At 34.0% G+C, this 25,982-nt stretch carries 22 protein-coding genes; 5 read left to right on the top strand and 17 right to left on the bottom strand.

Features of this window, described 5'->3' with window-relative positions:
• Positions 1-133 precede the first annotated feature (133 nt).
• Positions 134-517, bottom strand: a complete 384-nt coding sequence (locus AC07SW_RS04295) for a DUF1149 family protein (RefSeq protein WP_034571232.1) — start codon at positions 515-517, stop codon at positions 134-136.
• 109 nt (positions 518-626) lie between these two features.
• A complete protein-coding gene (locus tag AC07SW_RS04290; RefSeq protein WP_034571234.1) occupies positions 627-1,535 on the bottom strand; it encodes a prenyltransferase in 909 nt (302 codons plus the stop codon).
• A 256-nt stretch (positions 1,536-1,791) separates the two neighbouring features.
• Between AC07SW_RS04290 and AC07SW_RS04285 the strand changes: the two genes are divergently transcribed.
• Positions 1,792-2,778: a polyprenyl synthetase family protein gene (locus AC07SW_RS04285; protein WP_485441964.1), complete on the top strand. Its 987-nt coding sequence runs from the start codon at positions 1,792-1,794 to the stop codon at positions 2,776-2,778.
• 52 nt (positions 2,779-2,830) lie between these two features.
• Here the strand turns inward: AC07SW_RS04285 and cydC are convergent, their stop codons facing one another.
• From cydC to AC07SW_RS04260, 5 genes are all read right to left on the bottom strand, one after another.
• Entirely contained in the window at positions 2,831-4,603 is a 1,773-nt protein-coding gene (cydC, locus tag AC07SW_RS04280; RefSeq protein ID WP_119907667.1) for a thiol reductant ABC exporter subunit CydC, read from the bottom strand.
• Positions 4,596-6,338, bottom strand: coding sequence for a thiol reductant ABC exporter subunit CydD (cydD, locus tag AC07SW_RS04275; protein WP_135025050.1), 1,743 nt, complete (start codon positions 6,336-6,338; stop codon positions 4,596-4,598). The genes cydC and cydD overlap by 8 nt, the downstream gene beginning before the upstream one ends.
• Positions 6,339-6,340: 2 nt before the next feature.
• Positions 6,341-7,357 (bottom strand): cytochrome d ubiquinol oxidase subunit II, encoded by a 1,017-nt coding sequence (gene cydB / locus AC07SW_RS04270; protein ID WP_034573695.1) that lies wholly within the window; start codon positions 7,355-7,357, stop codon positions 6,341-6,343.
• A gap of 1 nt (position 7,358) precedes the next feature.
• The gene (locus tag AC07SW_RS04265; RefSeq protein WP_034571245.1) at positions 7,359-8,777 is read right to left on the bottom strand and encodes a cytochrome ubiquinol oxidase subunit I; all 1,419 of its coding nucleotides are present in this window, start codon (positions 8,775-8,777) and stop codon (positions 7,359-7,361) included.
• 158 nt (positions 8,778-8,935) lie between these two features.
• Positions 8,936-9,817 carry a helix-turn-helix domain-containing protein gene (locus tag AC07SW_RS04260; protein WP_051915672.1) on the bottom strand — a complete coding sequence of 294 codons (882 nt, stop codon included), beginning with the start codon at positions 9,815-9,817 and terminating at the stop codon, positions 8,936-8,938.
• A gap of 116 nt (positions 9,818-9,933) precedes the next feature.
• On the opposite strand from AC07SW_RS04260, the gene AC07SW_RS04255 reads away from it, so the two are divergent.
• Entirely contained in the window at positions 9,934-10,119 is a 186-nt protein-coding gene (locus tag AC07SW_RS04255) for a hypothetical protein (RefSeq protein WP_034571251.1), read from the top strand.
• Positions 10,120-10,327: 208 nt separating this feature from the next.
• Here the strand turns inward: AC07SW_RS04255 and AC07SW_RS04250 are convergent, their stop codons facing one another.
• The gene (locus AC07SW_RS04250) at positions 10,328-12,289 is read right to left on the bottom strand and encodes a fructose-1,6-bisphosphatase (protein WP_135017652.1); all 1,962 of its coding nucleotides are present in this window, start codon (positions 12,287-12,289) and stop codon (positions 10,328-10,330) included.
• Positions 12,290-12,555: 266 nt separating this feature from the next.
• Here AC07SW_RS04250 and AC07SW_RS04245 point away from each other — a divergent pair, with 266 nt between their 5' ends.
• Positions 12,556-13,842: an HdeD family acid-resistance protein gene (locus AC07SW_RS04245; protein WP_034571256.1), complete on the top strand. Its 1,287-nt coding sequence runs from the start codon at positions 12,556-12,558 to the stop codon at positions 13,840-13,842.
• A gap of 26 nt (positions 13,843-13,868) precedes the next feature.
• Here the strand turns inward: AC07SW_RS04245 and AC07SW_RS04240 are convergent, their stop codons facing one another.
• From AC07SW_RS04240 to AC07SW_RS04200, 9 genes are all read right to left on the bottom strand, one after another.
• The gene (locus AC07SW_RS04240) at positions 13,869-14,585 is read right to left on the bottom strand and encodes a GntR family transcriptional regulator (RefSeq protein ID WP_135017650.1); all 717 of its coding nucleotides are present in this window, start codon (positions 14,583-14,585) and stop codon (positions 13,869-13,871) included.
• 114 nt (positions 14,586-14,699) lie between these two features.
• Positions 14,700-17,036, bottom strand: coding sequence for a glycoside hydrolase family 31 protein (locus AC07SW_RS04235; RefSeq protein WP_485401435.1), 2,337 nt, complete (start codon positions 17,034-17,036; stop codon positions 14,700-14,702).
• Between the two features lie 90 nt (positions 17,037-17,126).
• On the bottom strand, positions 17,127-17,597 hold the full coding sequence (locus tag AC07SW_RS04230) for a glutathione peroxidase (RefSeq protein WP_034571264.1): 471 nt from the start codon (positions 17,595-17,597) through the stop codon (positions 17,127-17,129).
• Positions 17,598-17,714: 117 nt separating this feature from the next.
• Complete coding sequence (locus AC07SW_RS04225; RefSeq protein ID WP_119907661.1) at positions 17,715-19,112, bottom strand: glycoside hydrolase family 1 protein; 1,398 nt, start codon at positions 19,110-19,112, stop codon at positions 17,715-17,717.
• 104 nt (positions 19,113-19,216) lie between these two features.
• A complete protein-coding gene (locus AC07SW_RS04220; protein ID WP_494632328.1) occupies positions 19,217-19,627 on the bottom strand; it encodes a DUF805 domain-containing protein in 411 nt (136 codons plus the stop codon).
• Positions 19,628-19,729: 102 nt separating this feature from the next.
• The gene (locus tag AC07SW_RS04215) at positions 19,730-20,065 is read right to left on the bottom strand and encodes an LPXTG cell wall anchor domain-containing protein (RefSeq protein ID WP_494632327.1); all 336 of its coding nucleotides are present in this window, start codon (positions 20,063-20,065) and stop codon (positions 19,730-19,732) included.
• A 2-nt stretch (positions 20,066-20,067) separates the two neighbouring features.
• Positions 20,068-20,691 (bottom strand): hypothetical protein, encoded by a 624-nt coding sequence (locus AC07SW_RS04210; RefSeq protein ID WP_051915674.1) that lies wholly within the window; start codon positions 20,689-20,691, stop codon positions 20,068-20,070.
• Between the two features lie 54 nt (positions 20,692-20,745).
• Entirely contained in the window at positions 20,746-21,270 is a 525-nt protein-coding gene (locus AC07SW_RS04205) for a hypothetical protein (RefSeq protein ID WP_119907658.1), read from the bottom strand.
• 13 nt (positions 21,271-21,283) lie between these two features.
• Positions 21,284-23,503, bottom strand: coding sequence for a hypothetical protein (locus tag AC07SW_RS04200; protein ID WP_494632326.1), 2,220 nt, complete (start codon positions 23,501-23,503; stop codon positions 21,284-21,286).
• 339 nt (positions 23,504-23,842) lie between these two features.
• Between AC07SW_RS04200 and AC07SW_RS04195 the strand changes: the two genes are divergently transcribed.
• Together AC07SW_RS04195 and AC07SW_RS04190 are read left to right on the top strand one after the other, a co-directional pair.
• Entirely contained in the window at positions 23,843-25,366 is a 1,524-nt protein-coding gene (locus AC07SW_RS04195) for a helix-turn-helix domain-containing protein (RefSeq protein ID WP_494632324.1), read from the top strand.
• 1 nt (position 25,367) lies between these two features.
• Entirely contained in the window at positions 25,368-25,943 is a 576-nt protein-coding gene (locus tag AC07SW_RS04190) for a recombinase family protein (protein WP_034571287.1), read from the top strand.
• Positions 25,944-25,982 lie beyond the last annotated feature (39 nt).

Genomic DNA, 25,982 nt, shown 5'->3' with positions numbered 1-25,982 from the left:
TTTAAAACTGGATATTTTTTTCACAAACAATTGTTTCTTAATCTAGTTGAAAGCTGACGTTTAAGGATTTGATATTTAAATTCTGACAGCAAAAAAGAACCATCCAAGTTTGAATGGTTCTTCTCAATCTTTTTTAATTCGATTCAAAATTTAATGTTACACCAGGTTCATCAAAAGCTATTTCGGTTACTTCATAAGTTAGGCGTTCGATATAGTCGATTAAAGGTTTTGAAAGTTCACGCATTGTGTCTACTTCCAATTCATTTGGTTGTCCAAAAAATTCTTCGATTTGAGCAATTTGGCTGATCAACCCTTCGATTTTAAAACGATCTAATTCTAGTGCAAATGGTACTTCAATACGGAAAATTTTTCCGTTTTCTAAAATATTTTTATCGGCTTCATCTGATGGTACGACTTCATTAATTTTCACTTCAACATTCGTAGTTAACGATGGCTCACCTTCAACTAATTCAAAATTGTATTTATCTACTGAAACCTGTCCTCTTAAAATGTTCATGTTAGTTATAGCCCCTTTTTTAATAATCAAATTTCTACTTACATTATCGCAATCTTTTATACAAGATTCAATGTTTTTTAATTTTTAATTTTATAATGAGAAAGGGAATTTAAAAATTCACCCATATTCCTATTAAAAATGTAACGACTTGTAAGGTGGTCATCAAGGCTAGATTTTGAACGGCACAGACAAAAGTTTTACGCTTGTCCTGTACATGTAAAAATTTGGTGACATTTTTATTAACAAACGGAATGGCAAGTAATGTCACTAACATCATTTTTGGATAAATTCCGACATAAACTGAAATAATTAATGATACGAAAGCTAGAATATACAGCCATTTAAAGAGCTTTAATGCATTGGCTTTTCCTAGATAATAAGGCAATGTGAAGCGTTTGTTCGTCACATCTTCTTCTAAATCACAAATATTATTGGCTAACATCAAATTAGCAATTGCAAACATATTCGGAATCGATGCAAATAGTATAATAAAGAATGTCTGACTATCGAACGTCATCACATTATACGCATTTACATAAATACTGATTAAATAAATCATAAAGCCCATTGTGAAACCTGAAAAAACTTCTCCTAAAGGCATACTTGAAATCGGCTTTGGACCAGAGGAATAAAAAATACCGATAAAATAACAATATAATCCCATGTAGAGTAACGGCCAACCCGTTTGTTTCACTAGATAAAGGCCTAGCCCTGCTGAAATGACAACCATAATGACAATCAACGTTCCTACTAATTGAATTGGAATATTTTCACGTCCAATAATATTAACCTCTTCACGGTAATTGTGCTCCTTTGACGCTTTCTTATAATCCATATAATTGTCAATCGCATCCACTGCCATATTAAATAGAAACATCGCTATAAAAAAGAGCAGCAGATTCAATAAATGAAGCTCTTGATAATGATACCATGCATAAATGATGCCCATAAAATAGGGCAAGATGCTTGCAGTCTTTGCTTGTATTTCAACTAATTCTAAAAAAGTTTTAAATTTCATATAACCCATCCTTCATCTAAACCAATCCTAATTGATTTTACCTAAATTAAATTCTTCTATTACCTAAATATGCGATGAACCCCGATTAATGTCAAGTAATTTTTCTTTTTTCCTTTTTCTCTCCAAAAAAACTTATTTTTTAATTCACAATCGTTGACACAGGCGGGAGAATACGATAGATTTATGGATGATACTATCTATTTAAAAACCGATAAAATAGAAGTGGCCATCCGTGCTACTTGAAAGGAAACCAACTATGCCAATTCATCCTATGTGGGAAAATTTTCCAGCAATCAAAGACGATTTAGCTGAAAGCTACGCAGTGATGGAAAAAAAAGTTCGAATTCGTAATAAAGAAGTTGAAACTACCATTCATGACCTCCTACATTCTGGTGGGAAATTATTACGCCCTGCTTACTTTATTCTTTTTTCACGTTTTGGTAGCGACACAAAGAAAAAACATAAAAAATTAATTTATACTGCCGCTTCACTTGAAATATTACACATGGCAACATTGATACATGACGATATTATTGATGATTCTCCTACTAGAAGAGGAACACCAACAGTACAAGCAAAATACGGAAAAGATATTGCCGTGTATACGGGAGATTTCCTTTTCACCGTTTATTTTGATTTGATCGCTGATTCAACGGATTCTTTTAGTACCATAAAATTAAATGCCTTCACAATGAAACGCATCTTAATTGGAGAGTTAGATCAAATGCATCTACGCTACAACACAGATGTGACTCTTCGCCAATACTTACGACGTGTTACTGGTAAAACAGCTCAACTTTTTTCATTAAGCTGCTTTGAAGGCGCTCAGATGGGAAAGGCTGATTTAAAAGTAATTACTAGCAGCCATCATATCGGACATAATATTGGAATTGCCTTTCAAATTCTAGATGATATTTTAGACTATACTGAGAACAGTGAAGTTTTAAAAAAACCTGTCTTAGAAGATGTGAAGCAAGGAGTATACTCTCTGCCACTGATTCTAGCAATGCGTGGCCATCAAAAGGAATTTGCTCCTTATCTAAAAAATGGATCTGCTATGAGTCAAGAGGATGTCACGATGGTTCTTTCCTTAATCGAAAAATACCAAGGCGTTGAAGAAGCTAAGAATTTAGCAGAACGCTACACAAATAAAGCTTTAAAAGGGATTAATCATTTACCTGAACAACCTGAAAAACAACTTTTATTAGCTTTAACGAAACAGTTGCTTAATCGGAATTATTAATTTAAACATAAAAAGAGGATGCTCATTTAAAATGAACATCCTCTTTTTATGTTTATTCTCCTCGATCTAAACGATATAACGTTTGGTAACGTTCATTTGTAGCTAAAAGCTCTGTTGGTGTGCCAAAAATCTCAATTTTCCCATTTTCAAGAAAAATTACTTGATCCATTTGATTGACACCTTGTAAATGATGGGTAATCCAGATAATCGTTTTATCCTTCAACACATCAAACAACGTATCTAGCAATCTTTGTTCTGTGATCGGATCTAAGCCTACTGTAGGCTCGTCTAACAGCACAATTGGGTTATTCTGCAATAGAATCCGTGCCAAAGCTAAACGTTGTCTTTCGCCTCCAGAAAAGCGGCCACCAGCTTCTTCTACTAACGTATGAAAGCCTTCTGGTAAACTTGCAATCATTTCACCTAAACCCACTTGATAAAGCGCTGCAATCACTTCTTCGTCCGTTGCTTTTATATTTCCTAAGCGGACATTATTTAACACAGTCGTATCAAATAAATATGGACTTTGATTAATAACTCCAATCCAATTTGAAATGCCATCGCCAAATTCATAAGTTGGAATACCATTAATCGTTATTTCGCCTGCTGTTGGCATTAAATCGCCACGAAGTATTTTCCCAAGCGTACTTTTACCAGCGCCACTTTTACCTAACAACGCAAGTTTTTCCCCTTTTGCTAAAGTAATCGATAAATCATCAATAATCGTTTTATTGGTTTCTTCATAAGAAAATGACACATGCTGGATTTGAAGCTCTTGAAAGACCTCTTCTGTTAATCCTAGGGCGCGTTCACTTGCTTCATCAGCAGAATCATCGATCTTAGGCAAAGCATTCATACGTTCCACTGAATCACCATAAATAGGCAATTCAGAAATAGCTTGAGGAATCGGTGCAAAAGCATCAATTAATGGAAAAACGGCTAGCACAAAAGCGGCAATCCAGTTGGCACCTCCGCCATGATTCCCTTGAAAAACCGTACTTGTCCAAACTAAAACAGCTAGTGCAATTAACCCAAAGCAAAGCTGAACTAAGAAATCACGAACACGATCAAATCGTTTGATTTTTTCATCGTAATCACGAACTTCTGCTTCACTCGCTTCATAACTAGTGATAAAGTCATGCTTTCTGCCACTAAATAACCAATCGCCAACACCTAAAACCGCATCTGTTAATTGATCGTATAAACCATTACGAGCGGTTTTTTGAGCGTACATTCTTGCACCGTTCACTAAAACCGATACTAATGGCATTAAAATTGTAACAACAGCTAGCATCAACAACATCATCAGTGCAAATGGAATTGAAAAGAAGCCCAATCCAATCACAACTAAAATATAAATACCCCATGAAATCAATGTTGGAAAAATAGTTCGTAAATACAAGTTTTGGATGTGATCGATATCTTCTGCTAAAATAGCTAAAATATCTCCTGTCTTGTATTTTCCTTTAAAGAAGATTGCTTCTTTTTCTAAAGAACGATACAATTTCACACGTAAATCAGAGGTCATTTTCAACACCCAGTTATGACTAACTAAGCGCTCAACGTAACGAAACGTTGGTCTGCCAATCCCGAAGGCTCTCGTTAGTACAATGGGAACATAAACCAGCATAATATTTTCAGGTAAACTAGCCGAGCGACTAATTAAGTATCCTGAAACAAACATCAACGCACTTCCACAAAATAGCGTCATAAACCCTAAGAATAAAACAAGGTATAATAATTTACGATATTTTGCCATATAAGGCTTAACCCAGCTATCTTCGCTAAACGTTTGACGCATTTTTAGCATCATTTTTTTATTCATTTGGTAGCTCTCCTCTCATTTGATTCATCAAGGAGACATACGCCCCATTTTTTACTAGTAATTCTTCGTGAGTGCCTGCATCCACAACTTTACCTTGATCTAAAACTAAAATCATATCCATTTCATTTGTCCAATGCAGACGATGAGTAGCAAAGAAAACTAAATGATTTTCCATCAAAGGCAGAATTGTCTCTTTCAAGGCGACTTCTGTTTCGATGTCTAAATGAGCAGTTGGCTCATCAAACAGTAAAATTTTACGTTCCGTCTCTAGAAAAGCTCTTGCAATCGCGACTCTTTGGGCTTGCCCCCCGCTCATCATTCGACCACTTTCACCAACAAAGGTATTCATCCCTTCTGGCAGCTCTTCAATAAATTCTTTCAGTCCTGCTTTTTGGGCAGCAATTAAAACCGCTTCATCACTTGCTTTTGGTTGATAAAAACGAATATTATTTGCTAACGTATCATGGAACAAATAAGGTTTTTGTGGAATATAAACCATTTCTTTTTGCCAATTACGCTGTGCAAAATGAGGGATTTTGGTACCATTTATTTCAATTTGAGTTCCATCGATTGGCTGTAAAAAACCACCAATTGTATCAATAAAGGTTGATTTTCCAGAACCACTGGCTCCGATCAAACCAATTTTCCCAAAGCCCTTCCATTCAAAATTCAACTCATCAATGGCTAAACGATCATTATTTTCGTAGGAAACCTTTAAGTTGTTGATTTTTAGTGTACTTTCAGCATTCCAAAGAGAGGCCTCATCTGATAAAACCTCAACATCCGTCGGCGTTTCTAATGCTAAAACATCCAAAATAGCCCCCATGGCATTTTTCCCATCTAAAGTTGCGTGATAGTCGCTTGAAAATTCTCTTAAAGGCAAGAAAAATTCAGGTGCTAAAATCAAGACTGTCAAAGCTGGCAATAACAACAGCGCCCCTTCAAGTAAACGCAACCCTAAGAACAATGCGATTACTGCAATGGATAAGGTTGTAAAAAAGTCTAGTGCAAACGTTGATAAAATTGCTATCTTCAACGTACTGATGGTGGCTTTTCGATAGCTTTCACTCACATCATGTACATTTTTACGGTATTTCTTACTTAGACCTAGTAACTTTAAGGTTTCCAAGCCTTGTAAGGCATCCACAAAATGATTTGATAAAATACGGTACGTTTCATATTGTCGATCTGCTTTCCCTTTAGCAGCATAGCCTAAAATAATCATAAAAAGAATAATGATTGGAAAAACAATAATCATGATTACACCTGAATCAACATCTAATGTGAAAACATAAATTAAGACAATCCAAGGTATCATCATCATATTCATCATTTTTGATAAAAATAAGGTGATGTAATTTTCCGCTTGACGAATGCCTTCTAACGCCATTGTCACAACGTTTCCGGTTCCTGATTTTTGAACCATATTAGGCCCTAATGAAAAAACTTGATTCAATAATGCTTTTCGTAACTCTTTGCCTTTTTCATATGAATACTTATCTAGAAGATGTTCTCTAATTAGTGTCAATAAATGACGACCACCAAAAGCTAAAAAAAAGTACAGCATTCTGGTCAGCTGATGAGACAATCCTTCACCGTTCCATAATCCTGTAATTGAAAGGGCCAAATACCTAGCTTGAAAAATAATCATAAAAGCTTGCAGAAAAGAAATTCCTGCAAGCATTATCATCATTTTTTTCATGCCAGATAAACCCAATAAGCGTTTATCCATCATAATTAATATTTCACCGCTTTTTCCTTAGTAATTCGTTTGCGGAAAACGTAGTAACTCCAGCTTTGATACGCAATAACAAATGGCAAGATTGAAAGTGATAACCATGTCATTAGTTTTAACGTATACGGAGAACTTGAAGCTGTTTTAATCATTAAATCAAAGTCAGGTGAGATTGAACTTACCATGACACGTGGGAATAAACCAAAGAACAATAATGCGACTAAAGCAATTAAAGTCAACCCACTTGTGATAAATGACAACCATTCTTTGTCTTTATAAATTCCGTATGTTGCTAGTACACTTAGCAATACAATCACTACTAACCATGCTAGTGTTGATACAGGGTGAATATCAAAGAAGTCAGTTGAAACATACAACAAGCCTGCAAATGCTACTAACCCAACAAACAAGACTAAATATAATTTTTTCCCATAAGCTACTGCACGATCTCTTACTTCACCGATTGTTTTTAAACGGATGTAGTTAAAGCCATGTAACAAGCATAATAATGTTAATGCAACACCCCCAACAAGTGAGAAGGGTGTAAAGTAAGACGTAAACGTTGCAGTCATATTTCCGTCAGCATCTAGTGGCATTCCACTTACCATACTGGTAAATAGAACTCCAAAAAAGAATGGTGGAATAATGCTTCCAAAGAATAATGTCCAATCCCAGAAGTTACGCCCTTTTTCTGTTTCCATTTTGCCACGGAACTCAAACGATACACCGCGGATAATCAAACCGAATAAGATTGTAAATAAAATCAGATAGTAGCCACTAAATACAGAAGCATACCAGTATGGGAATGACGCAAACATCGCGCCCCCAGCAGTTAACAACCAAACTTCGTTCCCATCCCAGACAGGACCAATTGACTCAATAATTTGTGAACGCTCTTCGCGGTCTTTTGCTAAAATACGAGTAGACATCCCAACACCAAAGTCAAATCCTTCTAAGAAGAAGAAGCCTGCGAATAGGACACCGATTAAAATAAACCACAAAAACTGTAAGTTACTGATATCACTCATCTCCGAAAGCCCCCTTTTCAAATGGATCTACATTTGCTTTAGAATCATGATCTTGACTTTCTAGCTCATGGTAAGGACCTTTGTCCATCTCTTTTTTCACAAGGTAAACCATTACGGCACCAAGACCTGAGAATAAACAGAAGTAAATAATATTACTGATTAATAGCGACGTTGTTGAAACGTTTGGTGATACACTATCAGCAATCGTAAAGACGCCGTATACCGTCCATGGGTAACGACCCAATTCCGTAATCAACCAACCTGCTGTATTCGCAATAAATGGTACAAACGTACAAAATGCAATGACACGTAATAACCAGTTCATTTCCATTAATGTTTTCTTCTTATTGTTAAACCATAGACCAAGAATAGCAACTAATGATAAGAATACTCCACTACCAGCCATAATTCTGAAACTCCAGAAAAGAGTTCGAACCGGTGGGAAGTAATTCTGATTGCCGTATTTTTCAATCAATTCTTTATTAATTGACAGCATGCCTCGAATGGCACCTTCTGGTTTGTTAAATGAAAGAATACTTAATAAATAAGGGATTTCCAATGACCAAGTTGTTTCTTTCTTTTCAACGTCATGAATGCCTAGTAATGCCCATGAAGCAGGATCGCCAGAATCTTCATACAAACCTTCTGTTGCAGCAAATTTCATTGGTTGATCGTGTACTAAAGCTTTTGTTTGTAAATCTCCACTTAAAATAGAGCAAACGGCGCCAATCAAGCCAAGTGTTAAGCCGATATTTAATGACTTTTTAAAGAATGATGTATCTTTTTTAGCTAGTAATTTAAATGCTGATAAACCAGCAACCACAAAGCCACCAAGAACTACCGCACCAAATAATACGTGACTAAATTCATACCATACTTGAGGACTTGTTAACAATGCACCAAAATCATTTAATTCAGCGCGACCATTGTTTAACTCATATCCTACTGGATGTTGCATAAAGCTATTTGCAACTAAAATCCAGAAAGCCGACATCATCGAACCAAAGACCACTAACCAAATAAAGACCATATGAACTTTTTTACTGAATTTATCCCAGCCAAAAATCCACAATCCAATAAATGTTGACTCTAGGAAGAAGGCTAATAACGCTTCTACCGCAAGTGGCGCTCCAAAAATATCTCCTACGAATCGAGAATAGTCTGACCAGTTCATCCCAAATTGAAACTCTTGAATGATCCCTGTCACTACTCCAACAGCAAAACTTAATAGGAAAATATGTCCCCAAAATTTCGCCATGTCTTTATAGACATCTTTTTTCTTCACAACATACATCGTTTCCATGACAGCAACTGCTAAAGCTAATCCAATTGATAATGGCACAAAGAAATAATGAAAAACGGTTGTCATCGCAAACTGAAAACGTGCTAGTGTAACGATATCTAATCCCACTACAAAAAACCTCCTCTTTTTATGTTCATTTTCATAAAACTAATTTTGATATTAATTTTTTGAACTTCACTCTATATTATAATCATTATAAAAAGTTTTACAACCATTAGGGACAAAATTTCTGTTGACTTTCTAAAATTAGGTATGATATAAGCTTTTCAAATAACAGGATAAAAGTCCCACTTGATTAATTTTTCTTTTGTTAGTAACACCATTTTCTTATTTTCAACCCCTTGCGCAATTCCGTAAGCAACTGACATCTCTAAATAGGCCGTTTTTTGATCCCCTTCTACATAAGAAATACAGGCTTTCTCATAAAAAAGTTCTGCTAAATAGTAGCTATTGTGTAAGTCATTAGCAAACTGAATTCCTTTTTCAAGATAAATCCTAGCGTCGCTGTAGGCTTTCTTTTTACGATGAATCGATGCAATGTTGTAAAAAATCTTTGTGAGCAAGTATGATTTTTCATTCATGGATACACTGTTAATAGCCAATAAACTATCATGCAGATAGTTCATCCCCTCTGCCTCTGCTCCTAAATCAATATAAACTTTTCCTAAACAACTTAAAATCAATACTTCATAAGTAGTAAAATAATGATTATTAGGAGAATAAGTATACTCTAAGGCCATTGTTAAATCATTTAATGCTCCTTTATAATCACCATCCACATAATAACGACAACTTCCCTTGCAGTAGTAATAAAATTGCAAATCCACATCCTCATGAAACTCGTTGATGCAGTTATTTTGTTTCAAAAATACTTTTAGCTGATCATATTGGTTATTGTCAAAATAATCACTCATCTTTTTTAACGTATCTTTATTTGAAGAAATATGGTTCACATTAGAAGAAACAGCTTTTTCCACAGAGATTCCAAGCCGTTCACACAATTGATGTAATACTACAGCATTTGGGACTTCGAGTCCACTCTCAATGCGGCTCAAGACACTTTGGGAGCAGATTTTTTCAGCTAACGTTTTTTGAGTCATATTATTCTGTTTCCTAAATTTTTTTATGGTGGAACCTAGATTTGCCATAAAGTGCCTCACTTTCAAAAAATATGCGAATTCGCATTTTATAATTTATATCATTTATTGCATAATGATGTTATTCACTTTTCATGAATAAAAAAGTTTATTGGAGGCGAAAACCAATGGGGTACGCTGATCAAATCATCTTCACATTAAATGAAAAAGAGTTTGAAGGATATATCGAAAAAGTTTATGAGAATTCCTTCTTAGTAATAGCGCTGAATTCAGACAAAGAATTCGATGAAAAATACCACGGCAAACTAATTGTCCGCAAATCAGATTGTCGGTTACTGGAAGCTTCTCATTAATAAAAACATGACCATCATTAGAATAAACTAGAAAAAAATAAGTAGACTTGTCTGCTTATTTTTTTATTTTACTAATAATATTAATATTTATTTTAACACTTTATTAGCAATGATGCTTTATTTATTTTTACAGGATCAGGCTTCATTCAAAAAAGACTTGTTTTATTTCTTTTTAAGAATAAAAAATAAGAATCAGTTATTCTGACTCTTATTTTTGACTAATTACTCCATCTTGGTAGGCTTTTAATAACTTCTTTAGATCAATTAATTGTTTCATTAATTCCTGCCCTGTATCCGTTTCACTTACCTTTTTACGCTTTAATTCTAAATCAATTACGCGTCTTGTTGAAATAATATCTCGCTCATTTTCAATTGCATCCATCCTTGAAGTAAAAGGTTGATGTGAGGCTAATTGCATACCGTAGGAATTGTAAAGCAACGTATAACCTGCAAGGCCCGTTGTCTTTTGATATGCTTTTGAAAAACCACCATCAATAACAATCAATTTACCGTTTGCTTTAATAGGATTTTCACCGATGCGTTCCTTTACTGGAGTATGCCCATTAATAATGTGCCCACAAGTGGGATTCAGATGAAACTCTTCTAAAATCATACGACAACATTTTTCTGTATTTCGCAAACGATAATACGCATTTTTTTTTTCCTCATGCGTTTCTTTATCCTCAATAAAATAACGTTCAAAAGTTGTCATCTGATCTTTTCCAAATAATGAAGAAACCGCACCTGTCCATAAATACCAAATCAAATCTAACTCAGCTGTTTTATCAGTTTCTTTTGATAGCCAACTTTTTCTTAGCGCCAGTTCAAATTGATCTAACAATTGTTTCCCTTGATAGGAGATTCCCTTCAATTTTAATGACATCAAACTGCCATCTTCGTTTAATGGAACACAACCATGAATCAATAAATTATTATTATACGTTAAATACATACTGCCATGGCTATAGAGAAATGACATATGTCGCTGCAATTTTTCACTGTGTTGAAACGCCTCACTTAATTTTTCAATGACTTGTTGCTCCTCTTCCGTTAAACAATAAGGGTCTAATGGATCAATTGTTGGAAAGTAAGCATTTATTAAGGGATAGACTTTTCCTTTAATCGTAATGGTTTGGTGGTTATAATCTATTTTAGATAAAAGTAGACGATCTTCCATTTGAAATTCTGGATGGCGTTTAATAATCGGGCCTTCCAATTTAAATTGAATCACCGCAATTGCTTGATGGATTTTCGTAATTTGTTGCAGCTCATCGGTTAAATAAGACGTCGTTTTTTGATCAATTTTCGGTGCAAAACAGGCTCCGCTTTCTTTTGAATAAACCCTTTCTGCAAACGTCAATAACGGTCTTAACGGAATACCATAGCCTTCTTCAAGAATTGATAAATTATCATATCGCGCGCAAATTCTTAATACATTTGCTAAACAAACTTGTGAACCACTTGCTGCACCCATCCATAAAATATCATGGTTTCCCCATTGAATATCCACAGAATGGTAGTCCATTAAGGTATCCATAATTTTATCAGGAAACGGTCCACGATCGTAAATATCTCCCACTACATGTAAATGATCTACCACTAAACGCTGGATTAAATAAGAGATTGCGCTTACAAATTGAAAACCTCGATTTAACGCAATGATACTTTGAATAATTTCATTATAATAATCTTCCTTGTCATTTGAATCGTTCGCCTTAAATAGTAATTCTTCTATTATATACGCAAATTCATTAGGAAGAGCCTTTCTAACTTTTGAACGTGTGTATTTTGACGCTACAAAAACGCACAGCTCTACTAAGCGATTTAAGGTAATTTTGTACCATTCATCAATTTCTTGTTGATTTTTTAAAGCTTCAATCGTCAACGTCATTTTTTCTTCTGGATAATAAATCAACGTAGCTAAATGAGTCATCTCTTTTTGAGTCAAACGATTACTAAAAATATCCTTGATTTTTTCTTTAATGTTTCCTGAACCGTTTCGTAGAACTTGTTGAAAAGCTTCATACTCACCGTGTATATCACTAATGAAATGTTCAGTACCTTTTGGTAAATTTAAAATAGCTTGCAGATTAATGATTTCAGTCGCTGTTTCACCAATTGTTGGAAATTCTTTTGCTAATAAAGTTAAGTATTTTTGATTATTGTTCATTTTGCAACCCCCTCCATCCTTCATCACTAAATAGGTATACCAATGATTATAACACACATCCAATATAGTTTATATTAAAAACAATTAAAGAATAAAAACGACTATACCAAACAAAAAAATAGATACATTCCTTTATTAATCTCGATAGTTAAGCAACGAGCGTCTTGACAAAATTTTGATTTCTTTCTATTAAGTGTTAAAATTAGAACCGATTGAATCCTATTTTATCTATTAGGTAGATTATTTTTTATAAGAAAGGTCTTATTATGTCGACAACTCATTTAAACCGGCTTTATCTCTTTTTATCGAGCTTTGCCTTAATTCTCGTTGGGAGTATTATCTTAAAAATAAACACATCCTTGCTTTCTATTTTCACCTTGTTAATGATGTTGGCATTGCTAATCGATAGCCTGTCGCATTTTTCACAATTTTTATTAAAACGCAAACTAGATTTGAAAGTTTTAAAGGATAGTCTAATAAAAATTATACTTGGTTTGAGTTTTTATTTTTTTTCAACGATTTCGTATCAATTTTTATTTACTGTTTTTGGCTGTTATACGTTATTAAAAGGTTTTGCAAAGCTAGTCAGCTATCGCACTTATTATATAAATCAACTATCTGGAAGATTCACGCTTTTAGTAAGTGGACTATTTCTTTCCACTACAGGAATTTTGTTAATATTCTCACCTTTTCTATCCTTGGAACAAATTCTAATTGCTTTTGGCATTTACTTTATTCTATCAGGATGTGGCAACCTTTATTTGTTGCTGATGAGTTACCTTCCAAATTCAACCATCGACCGTTTGAAACGTAAAATAAAAATTACGCCTCCAATCTTTTTAGAAGCTTTTGTTCCAAAACGCGTTTTAACTGAAACAAATAAAATTTTAAAACCTAGTGAAGTTGTCAGTGAAAAAGCCGTTTTTTCAGAACGAAAATCAGATATTGTTCCTGATTTAGAAATTTACATTCATGTCACAGAAAAAAGTTTTGGCTCAATTGGTCATATGGATTTATGTTTTGATGGCGAAATTATTTCTTATGGCAATTACGATGAAGATTCGTATCATTTATTCGATACTATGGGCGACGGCGTTTTATTAACCACAGATAAAGCTTCTTACATTCCATTTTGTATTAAACACAGTCAAAAAACATTGTTTGGTTTTGGCATTCAGTTAACTCCTCAGGAAAAGCAAGATGTCGCAAATGCCATTAAAAATATCAAAGCTCAATGTTACGAATGGAAATCTAATTATAGTTTAGCTCTTGCCCAAAATCCTCTAGTTGACCAAACGATGTATCAAGACTACGCCAGTCTAGCTTGTTACCAAGCCAATAGTAAGTTATACAAATTTAATCGAGGACCATTTAAATCCTACTTTGTTTTAACAACAAATTGCTGTTTACTTTCCGATTCAATTATTGGTCCTTCAGGAATTGATTTGCTGTCTATGAATGGTATCTTAACCCCTGGAACCTATTTAAATTTTTTACGCCATGAATTTAAAAAACCGGATAGCGCTGTCATTAGTTATGATATTTACAATTAAAAAGGAGAGCCATTCGGCTCTCCTTTTTAGCTGCTTTTATTTACATCTAAAATTGTGTAACTACGCTTATCATACCGATGACGGCTTCTAGAATATTCAAAAGGTTTGCCATTTTGTAAGTAAACAACTTGCTCTACTTCAAGTACCGGGTCATGAGGAGCACACTCTAAATAATCAATGTCATACTCCGAAGCCTTGTCTGCATGTATTTTTCTAAAAGCTCCACCAAAAACTAAACCTAAATCCTCTTTTAAATAACGATAAATTGATCCTAATAAAATATCTTCCGTTAATCCTGTCACAATATCTGACGGCATATACGTATGTTCAAGAACATAAGGTTGACCTTCTAAGTAGCGCAAGCGAATTAGTTTATAGACCGGCTGATTTTCTTTTAACATCAATTGTTCCATCACTTTTTCACTTGGAAATTCAATATCAAAGTAAATAATTTTACTTGTGATTTCTTTGTCTGGTAACTGTTTTGTTAATCCATCATATTCTTCTGCTTTTGTATCAAGTTGATTAATCAGTGCATTTTTCATTACAAATGTCCCCGCACCTCTTTGACGATAAATCAACCCTTCCATCGCTAAGATATCCAAGGCTTTTTTCATTGTCATGCGACTAACATCAAATTCTTTTGATAAGGTTACCTGATCTGGAATCAACGAATCTACCGGATAAACACCCTCTTGAATTCTTTTTCTAATAATTTTTGCAATTTGTTGGTATTTAACCATTGGAAATCCACCTCTTTGCTACTTCTTTTCTTTATCATAACCCATTTAATTTAAAAAGACTAGTCTTTTTGCGATTCACATCCAGTAAAAAACACACAATCCATTGATTGTGTGCTAACTTTCCATCGTATAAATCATTTCAAACAAGCAATCTGCCAACATTCGATTGGTTAAATTATTAATCATTCCAATTAACGGCAAACTTTCTTGAAAGGTGATAAAATGTTGATAAATCTCACGTTTTAGTGAATAACTAATATTCGCTTGATCTAATTTAGAAAATACCTCTTCTACAATCTGCTGACACTGAACTTCTCTGATACCTCTGAAATCAATTACTTTCGTGGTACCTATCGCAAAATTTGTCCATTCCACTATCGCCGTTTTACTTTTCACATCAACTTCGATTGAACTGGCCAATTTCTGACTTGAATCTAATTCTACATTTCTAAAAAGACAAGTAATTTGACGATTTTTAGGTACTATCTCTAATTCACCCCTTAATGAAATCGTCAATTGCTGTTGCTTCCAATCAAGTTTAAAAGTCGTCTCTAAACAAGCATTTTCTATCTCTTCATACAAGGTAAACTCATTATCAGATCCTGGGAAAATATGCACTTCTAAATTCGTTGGTAAGTCTTCACCGTTTTTAGAACCATCTTGATTCATCGGAACAATCCCTCCTGCTTTGGCAAAAACAGGATAGTCCGTTTGACTGCGAAAAACTTTAAGCATTGTTCCACCTTGGTAACGAACTCCAGTAAAAAAATCATACCACTTGCCAGCAGGAAACCATACCACGACTTGACTTAATTTTAAATCACTATCGGACTTTGTTGTAATTGGAGCTACAAATAATTCTGTTCCAAAATAAAACTGATTGGGCACTTCATAAGCCAGCTCATCCATCGAATTTAAATAATACATCGGCATCACCAAAGGCAAGCCTTCCGTATGAGTCAAATAATTGATTGTATATAAATAAGGAACGAGTCGATGTCTTAATTGTAAAAAGTAGCGCATTGAGTTAAAAATCATATCATTAAAACGCCAAGGCTCTTTGCTGTTAAAAGGATTATCCGAACTATGAAGCCGATTGATTGGACTAAACGTTCCTAATTGCATCCAACGTAAAGTCAGCTCCTCATCATGAACCCCGTGATAATGACCGCCAATATCGTGGCTCCACCATGTATAACCGATATTTGTTGCCGTTGCTGTGAAATAAGGTTGAAAATCTAATGACTCCCAAGAAATTACCGTGTCACCAGAAAATCCAATTGGATAACGTTGACTGCCAGGACCGATAAAGCGAGATAGAATTAAACCTTCTGAGTGATTTTTCTGATTGTCTAAATAATGATAATGATTCAACAACCACATAGGATCTAACCCCAAAATTCGACTATTAACTCCCTGTTGCCAATCAATCCACCAAAAATCAACACCTGTTGCTTCCAGCGGATGATGCACGTCTTCAAAGTAAGCTTCCCTAAACAATGAATCTGTCAAATCAAACGGAGCCGGTTCTTCTTCTGCAGAATTTAAACCTAAGCGTTTTGCAACCCTCAAGTAAGGTTCCTCATACGCGCGAATGCCTTCTGCCGGATGAACATTCAAGGTTGTTTTCAATCCTTTTTGATGCAACCACGATAAAAATTCTTTTGGTTGTGGAAATAATTCAAGATTCCAAGTATAGCCCGTCCAGCCACTTCCAAAACGATCAGGAATGGTCGTTAAATGCCAATCCATATCAATTACTGCAACTGAAAACGGAATTTTTTCCACTGCAAATCTCCTTATCAATTCTTGATATTCCTTGCTTGAATACTGCCAATAACGACTCCACCAATTGCCCAATGCGAACCTTGGTAGTAAAGGTGGGCTTCCTGATAGATAAAAGAAATCCTTTAAAGACGCTAAATAATCCCGTCCATAAGCAAAAAAATAAAAATCTTGCCCATTGTCCTCCCGCTTTTTAAAATTGTAGTTCTCATCAATCAAAAATGACGCGGAATCATCTAATAAACTGTAGCCATTTTTTGCCATCAGGCCTTCCGACAACTTTGTAGCGCCATTGACTTTATCAAGGGTTCTTGCAGTTCCTTTTAAAGTGGTTAATTCATCACCAAAGGTCCATTGATCGTGGTAGCTTGCATAATCAAATTTTAAATCAATACTTAAATTTTGTGGCGTAAAAGGACCTTTCTTATAATATAAATGGAAATAGTTCGTAGAAATTTCTAGAATTCCTTTTTCTTCCGTTGCTAAAAATGTAACGGCTGGAAAATCACGTCTGGTGACAACTTGGGTACTTTGATCTTCAAAGGTACCATTTGCGGAATATTCCATCCGAATCAAGCGCTCTGTTAAAACCGTAAATCGATAATAACGACCTTGAATGACATTTTCTGGATTTGCTTCCCCTTGTAACAAAAATTTCTCTGCCATTCGCCTCTTCCCCCTTCGTTAAGATTGATAAAAAAAAAGCAATCAAGAACACGAATGAACTTCATTGCTTTTACAATTTTTTAGACAGCCTTAATTAATGACTACTTTTTCAACTTGGTCGATAAATTCTGAAGGAGGCATTTTTGAAGGAAAGCGTTCAATTAATTCCCCATCTCTGCCAATTAAAAATTTGGCAAAATTCCATTCAATTTTTTTCCCATCCGTTTGTTCAACTAAATACTTGTACAACGGATCAGCATCTTTTCCCTTAACCTTGATTTTTTGATGCATTGGAAATGTCACACCATAATTTAATTGACAAAATTCCATAATCTCATCATTGCTTTTAGGATCTTGCATCATAAATTGATTGCAAGGAAATCCTAAGATTACAAAATCCTTTTCTTTAAATTGTTCATACATCGCCTCTAAGCCTTCTAATTGAGGTGTTAAGCCACATTTGCTTGCTGTGTTAACAATTAATAGGACTTTGCCTTTGTATTTACTTAAAGAAACTTCTTCGCCGTTCATTTGAGTCACATTGAATTGATATACTGACATTGCAATCCCTCTTTTACAAATAGTTTCTTTTATTGTATCAAACATTGTGTCATGTGGGTACGAATTCGATTTAAAAAAAAATTGCCCTGTCAAATGAACAGAGCAACCTTTTCTTTTTTAATCGTTAAAGCCATTTTGGCTACTGATTTGTTTAAACCAATGACCACTTTTTTTAATCGTACGTTTTCCATCTTCTGCAAGATTTACTGAAATAAATCCGTAACGATTTTTGTAAGCATTGTTCCATGACCAGTTATCCATACACGTCCACATATGGTAACCTTGACAGTTTGCACCTTCGGTAATAGCTTGGTGCACGTATTTTAAATGGTCTTTCACAAAATCAATTCGATAGTCATCTTCGATTTCGCCCTTTTCATTAATGAATCGTTCTTCGCCTTCAACGCCCATTCCATTTTCAGAAATATAGCAACGAATATTGCCATAGTTTTCACGCACATTGGTTAAAATATCGTAAATTCCTTTTTCATAAATTTCCCAGCCACGATACGGATTCATTTTTCGGCCTGGCATTTCATAGGTATCAAAGTAATCCTCTGGCATCGGTCCATTCGTATGATCAATTGGCGTTTCTTTGGCTTTGACGCGTCTTGGTTGATAATAATTAATACCTAATAGATCAACTGTATTTTCTTTAATAATAACTAAGTCTTCTTCCTCATATACAGGTAAATGATCAATTTCTTTTAACAATTCAACCAATTCGACTGGGAATTCTCCTTTAACAGAGGGATCTAAAAAGGAACGGTTAAAGAACGCATCCGCAATGACTGCCGCTTTCACGTCAGCTGGATTCGTTTCATCCCGCGGATAACTTGGTGTCAGGTTTAGAATAATCCCAATTTCTCCACCCAGTTTCATCCCATGATAAGCAGCAATCGCCTTAGCGCTAGCTAGCATTTCATGGTATCCCACTTGAACAGCGTGCTTTAAATTAATCTCTAACGGATAATGAAATTGATACAAGTACCCTGCTTCAACCGGTACAATCGGTTCATTATGCGTAAACCATTTTTTCACTCGATCGCCAAACAATTCGAAACACGTTTTAGTAAAGGTTACATAAGCATCTACCGTTTCACGATTTAACCAACCACCTTTTTCTTGTAAAGCCATCGGCATATCAAAATGATATAGATTCATAAATGGTTCAATACCATTCGCAATCATATCGTCAATATAGTCATTGTAAAAAGCAACAGCTTTTGGATTTACCGCTCCCACACCATCTGGAATTAAACGACTCCATTGAATGGATGTTCGAAAAGTCGTGTGTCCAGTTGCTTTCATTAATTGAATATCTTCTTGGTATTTTTGATAAACTTGTGATGTTTTTTCAGGTCCAACTTGGTTAAAAAATTTTTCTGGTGCTTCTTTATACCAGTAATCCCACATGCTGTCGCCTTTGCCATCGTTTTCGATACGGCCTTCTGTTTGTGGCCCACTCGCTGCTGATCCCCACCAAAAGCCTTTTGGAAATTGATATTCTGTCAATTGACTCACTCATTTCTATTAATTATTATTTTTAAAGTGCTTACATTTCCTTTACACCTTGAATTATACACACTTATACTTTAAATGTCTAGTCTTTTAAAATTTTAAAAAAAAAGACTTCCAAGAACATTGGAAATCTTCTTAGTTAATCCATCCATAATTTCATTTCTTTTTTTTGATGGTTGTAAATAAACAACCAAACAGAAAATCATCCCAACAACATCAACTATCGGAATAAATTGACAGACTATTCCTAGCACAATAAACCTTCTAGTAGAATATCCTGCTTCATGAAAACGTCTAACGGATAAATTAAGAATAGGAATTGCAGATACTATTTTATAAATTAAAAATATTCCCAACATGATTGTCGTTTCATTTAATGCTATGTAAAGCAAAAACAAACTCCCATTAATAATTCCATCACATAAAAGAGTCAACCAAAATTCTAACCTAGAGGTACTGCCCTTGGAATCAAATCCATTTTTCCATAAGTTTTTATAAGCTTTTATCAATAAAAACACTCCTTATCTAAAACTATTATAACGCTCATTATATAATAATGGATAAAAAATTGAAACATAGGCTAGATTTTATCTAGTTATGCTTCAATTTTTTTATCTTTTCTTCTTATTAAATAGATATAGGACTACGCTTATACTAGCAATTCCTATCAGCGTCCAATGAAGTTGGCTCAATTCACTTGTTTGCGGAAGATGATGGATTTCATTATCTTTAATGATGGTTTCTTGATCTGTTAGCGTATTTTCTTCTTCATTATTCTCAGAAGGCTCATTTGCTTCATCTTCTGTTTGCGTTGTCAGTATTCCTATTACTGGAATACTTGTCTCTCTATTTATTTCAATTGTTTCTCCATAAACTGATTGATTCATTAGTAGCAGCGAAAATACCGTACAACAAAGGAACAAATATGAAAAGTGTTTTTTCTTCATTATTATTTTGTTACTGACTCGCCATTTTTATCTAGTACTTCAAATTTCAAATTCATATTATACGAAACTTTTGTGCTTTCATCTACTAGCTTCTCAGGATCAACCGTTCCTTTATAAGTAAACTCATATACGCCTAATTTAGCATCTAATTTCCCTAATAATTGATTAACATTCTCTTTAACAACTCCATTAGTTACAACATCAATCGCATCACCTGTTTTTGGCGTGAAGCTTAATTTAGTAAGTGCTGGCTCTTCCGAACCTGTAAAGGTTGATAAGTTCACATTGATTGGACGTGCTGATAAATTTTTAATCGTATAATTATATGCCATAATTTCTTTATTTTCCTTTTCTGGATCTGTATTGAATGCAACACTTGTTGGAATTGTTACTTTCAACCATCTATCATCTCCTTCAGGAATATTTTCTTCTGGATCTGTATTGTCTAACTTACCAAGTGTTCCTTTTACTGGAATTTCAACACCTTTTGTTGAATCGTATTGATCACCATCTGCATTATTAATTGTTTGATAACCAGTTGGTACTTGTTCGTCTGCAAAAACTGCTTGCCCCGTTCCAAAAACTATTCCCGCTACTATCATTGGTGCTACTACATTTTTTTTCATTTTATTCTCTCCTTAGTGTTTTTTATTTATATTCAATAGCTTGTACTATTAAATTTATTCATTTACTTGAATCGTCACTACTGCTTGAGTAGTCCCTCTTTTTTGTTTCGTCTTATTGTCGTATATGTCAACATATGCCGTTGCTTTATACGTTCCTGCAGCTACTTTTTTTGCTAATTTTGCTTTTGTTATTTCATAGCCCGGCTGAATTATCCCCGATTCGTATACCAAACTTTTATCACTATCTAAATTCACTTTGACATTAATTGGATAAGCATTTACGGGTTCATTTTTAATATAGATATTTCCTTCCAACGTTTCTTGATTGAATGTCGCTTCTGGAAAAATTGTTAACGTGAATTGTGTTTCATCAACTTCCTTTTGTTTGAAGGCCTTCATTTCCTTATCCGTCATTTTGTGTGCGTCTTTAGTCGGTGGAAAAGCCTCTCCTGCAATTAAATCTTTTGGATTTTGATTGTTTTTATACCAATAATAGCCCCCAGCTACTCCTGCCAATAGTAAGAGAAGTAAGAGTATAATAAAAAATCTTTTTTTTAACTTATTATTTTTTAATTTCATTGATTGCTCCTTTTTATTCCTTGATTGCAAATTTCAACACCATACTACTTTCTGCATGGAAGGCATTTTTTGATTTAGGATTAAAATAATCTCCTGCAAAAGAAAGTTCGCTTGAATTTTTAGGCATCAAATCAACAAGATTAGTTGACTTAGAAGCTGCATTCAAGCTTGTTATTTTTTGCTTGCCATCTACGTTAAGATTCAACCTTAAGGATGCTGTAGCTTCCGTTGGATCGGATTCTTGTTCTGATAAATAGGCAACCTCTGAATCTTGATTAACTAAAAATGAAGCCATTGAAACATTCAGAGTTGTATTGTCAGAGTTGTTTTTTATCTTATATTTTTGTGATGTTACTTTTTCTTTATGATCCTTGTCCGAAAAGAATAGCATTTTAGTTGGAATTGTAACATGTACCCATTCATTTTCTACGTTGACTTGGATATCATAATCAAATTGAACTTTTTTTCCCGACTGAAGCGTTTCTTCTACTCGAACTTTTGCTGGCTGCTTGCCTGGTTTTGTTGTGTCTGGAAAGGAGATAAATTTCACTGGCTTGATTTGGTTGTATCCTTTAGAATCAATGTATTTTGCCATATTGTTCATAAAGTCTTCTTCTAATTCTTGTGGGGTTGTTCGCAAAAGTGTGGCGGCTTCTTTCGTTTGTAATTGATTAATTCTTAACGGCTGAAAACCTGATTTTGTGACCTCATAATAGGTATTCTTCAATTCTGCATTTTCTTGTAATTCATTCTCATTCACAATCAAGCTATTTCGTTTTGGCTCAGCATGCCAAAGGTCAATTAAGTCCCCCTCATTTAACTCTATTGGTTGAAATTCTTTAATTTTACTTAACGCATCGTCCTGCCCCGTCGCACTTATTAATCTTTGGGAAGGATTCAACTCATCTTCAAGTAATTGAGTTGGTTGGTCCAGTTTTTTCGTTCCTATCCAATAATAGAGTCCTTCACCGAATTCATTATTAACCTTAGAATCTGAATTTTTTCGTTTAATCCCTACTTGATCCGTCAATGTATAGGTTTTTGAACTCGTATCATGCATAGTGATCACTCCAACCGAATCATCATAGGCTCCTTTTAAATAGATACTCTTTCCCCATCTCACCGTCACAGGTACTTCAATATCTACTGCTTTTCCTTTTCCAGTAATTGTAGCTATCATTTTTTGATTGCCTATAGTTGTTGTATCTGCTGGTGTTTTAACCTTCACTGAATAGTCAGTATTTCCTAATACTTCTTCACCCAATTTAACATTTTTAATGAATTCCATTGGGTTCCATTTTTCAATAGCCGTTCCTAAATCAACTTCTTGCGAAATCGCTTCTGCAGTTAATAGTCGATTATCCACCACGTTATAATTCAAATGAACATCTGATTCAATATAATAATCATCTAGCCTATCTGTTATTCGAACAATTGCTTCTGTTTGTCCTGCTTTACTAAAGTCAGGCTTTTTAATATAGGTAAAAGTTGGATTATTTGTCAAAGATTGCGATAAAGTGATGTAACTACTTGGCGTTGGAATGGGTGAATTTAATTCCACTGAACTTGGCTCACTTGTTGTATAAATAAAAGCTGGGGAATCTAAAATATTCGAAAGATTGATTACTTTTTCTGTTAAATCTACATTTGAGATTACGCCGTCAATATAGAGTATCCAAGGGTTATAATAAGCTGCTTGATTTTCCGGGATGTCTCTCATATAAACTTCTGTGCGCTTTATTTTTACATTAGCTGTCGTAAATTTATTTTGAAGTCTTTCTATTATTAATTGCTTTCCACCGTCTGTTGTATTAATTGAAATTGTTCCATCCGTTTCAAAGGTTAAACCACCACCTCGCACCTCTATAGTTCCTTTCATCCAAGTGTTTTCACCTGGTCCTTTTTCTTCCCCTTCCCATTGAGGAACATCAATCATTATTTTAGAACCTTTTTGCCATCCTAGATGTTCTATAGAATTTGCTATTCTTCTTTGCAACTGTTCTATAATGTAATCTCCTTTATTAGCAAACATCAAACTTATATCTATTCTTGCCCATGAGGGAACATCTGCCCATTGTGTCGATAAAAAAGGAGTAATCATTTGCTCCTCAGTAGTCGAAATGTTTGTTAACGGATTGATTGGGATTTTTTCAATTTTTTCAGCTTTAACCGTGCTTGTACTCCATAATAATGTTAGAAGAGGAATACAAATCAACTGTTTCTTTTTTATCAATCGCTCTCCATCCTTTATTTTTTAATTTTCACCATGTACTCTTTTCCTTGAAAGTGCTCAATAACTTATCTTTTATCAGACAAATCATTGCTATCATTTGTAAACTAATCTAATGTTTTGTTACGAGATTATGTATAACTAAAAAAATGAAGTAAAAAAAAAAGGAACCCACTCAAAATAGGATTCTTTGCTGATAAAACCAAAATATGTATAAACGTAAAATAATCATTAGATTAGTTTACAATTATATGATACTTTGATATTCTAACATGGATAACACTAGGTGTGTTGACGAGTTCTTGTCCATCAATAGACAGGAAAAAGAAAAAGGAGCGTTCTATGTATTCAAAAATTTTATCCGAATCAAGGCAAAATGAGCTATTAGTTCTCTATGACATTATCCAAAAAAAACAAACTCTACAGACCTTATCTGAAAATTTAACAATTCCCAGTCGAACAGTAAAAAGCTATCTACAAAAAATAAATCTTGAAATTGAAGAATCCTTTCATTTTCAAACGTTTATTCAAGCAAATTCTAAAGGAGAGTATACAATAAATCCCTCCTTTTCTGAAAAAAAATTGCTTATTTACTATCAACTCAAACTAAATTATTTAAAAAAATCCCCTTATTTTATTTTGCTAGTTCTTCTAACAACAAATTATCAGCTTACTGTAACTGAGGCGACCAATGAATTATTTGTAACTTCTTCCTATTTAAGTCGCATTATAAAAACTCTTAATGAAAAACTTATCGTCTTTGATTTTCAAATTACTAAGGAAAATTCCTGCCTATTATTAACTGGCAATGAATTAGCTATTCGTACCTTTAGTTTCCTCTTCCTAGGGGATGCTTTTCAAAGTCTAGAATGGCCTTTTAAAGAATTTACGAAAGAAGAATTACGACAACAGCTTCCACAGGATATCTTAAAAGATTCAGCTAAACGCTCAGATACAAAAAAAAATTTACTCTATTTTCTATTTGCTGTCCTAACGATCCGAATTAAGCATCAAGCTTTTCCGAAAAAACCAAACTCAGAGGAATTTACTATTCTCGATCTCGTCCAAAAGAACCATGACGTCTCCAGAATCTTTAATGCTCATTCTTTTGATGGACTTTCGCTAAAGGATTATAAAAGTGAAATTCTTTATTTTAATTTTTTTACAAGAATTTTTCTTTCAGATATCATTTTACATGATAAAAAATTAACACTTGGTCAAATTTTTTCAAGAAAAGAAGCAGATGCAACGGCATTTGCCTCTCATCTAACAACCGAACTTAAACAGCAATTTAAAGGAGACTTTACTGAAGAAACTTCTTTTCTTTTTATCTATTATTTCACGTTGCTATATGTATTTTTTCAATTAATGGGTTCTAAAATTCCTTATTTTTTAGAATTGCATTTTCCAAAACCAGACTATAATTTATCAGTCAACGATCAAAAAATGGATGAGATAAAAGTTTTTTACGACAAATTTTCAAAAAAAGCACTTCAAGAGCATCATTATAAATTACTTAAACACCCTCTTTTAAAAGATTATTTTTGCAGTTTAATCTATACTTTATTGCAAATTGTAAAAACACCTCGAATTTTTATTTACTTACAAATAACAAAAGATTTCACTGGTAAATTTTTTATTACAGAGCAATTGGCAACTATGTTTAACGCTGAGACTGTTGTGATTACAGAAGATGTTCGAAAAGCAGACTTAATTATTTCAGATACTCTTGAATTATCTACAAGTTGCAAATCAATTTTCTTCCTAAGCTCTCTTAAAAATTACCATCAATGGCAAGAACTTATTCAGATCATTCAACAAATACTATTAGAAGAACTTTTTGTTGAAGAGACCTCGGAGGAATAAAATGAAAACAATTGGCTACGCTAGAATCAGCACCAGTCATCAACAATTAGATGCACAAATCAACGCCTTAACAAAGTATGGCTGTGATAAAATTTTTACGGAACAAGAAAGTGGAAGAAAAACAAAGCGACGTCAATTAGATAAAGCAATCGCTTCTCTTGAAAAAGGAGACACCTTTGTCATTTTTAAGTTAGACCGTTTGTCGCGAGGAACAAAACACTTGCTTTCATTAATGGAGTTTTTTAATGAAGCTGAAATCAACTTTGTCAGTATTCAAAATAATATTGATACCAGCACCTCTATGGGAAAATTTTTCTTTACTATCATGAGCGCATTTGCAGAAATGGAAGCAGAATTAATTCGTGAACGAGTATTGTCTGGACTAGAAGCTGCAAAAGAAAAAGGAATCACGTTAGGAAGACCGATTGAAAATAAAAATTTAAAGACTGTTATTGATCAATATATGAATACAGACTTATCGATTACAGAAATCGCAAAATTAAATCAAATTTCAAGACCTACTGTTTATAATTACTTAAAAAGAGAAAATATACCTAAGCGTAGCAAAATTCTGTAATAAAAAAAAGCTATTCAAGATCCCTTCACAGGGCTCTTG

It is taken from the genome of Carnobacterium sp. GW821-FHT04C06 (assembly GCF_059420345.1).
Note: the sequence above shows the minus strand (reverse complement) of the source record. Positions and strands in the feature narration are given on the sequence as shown.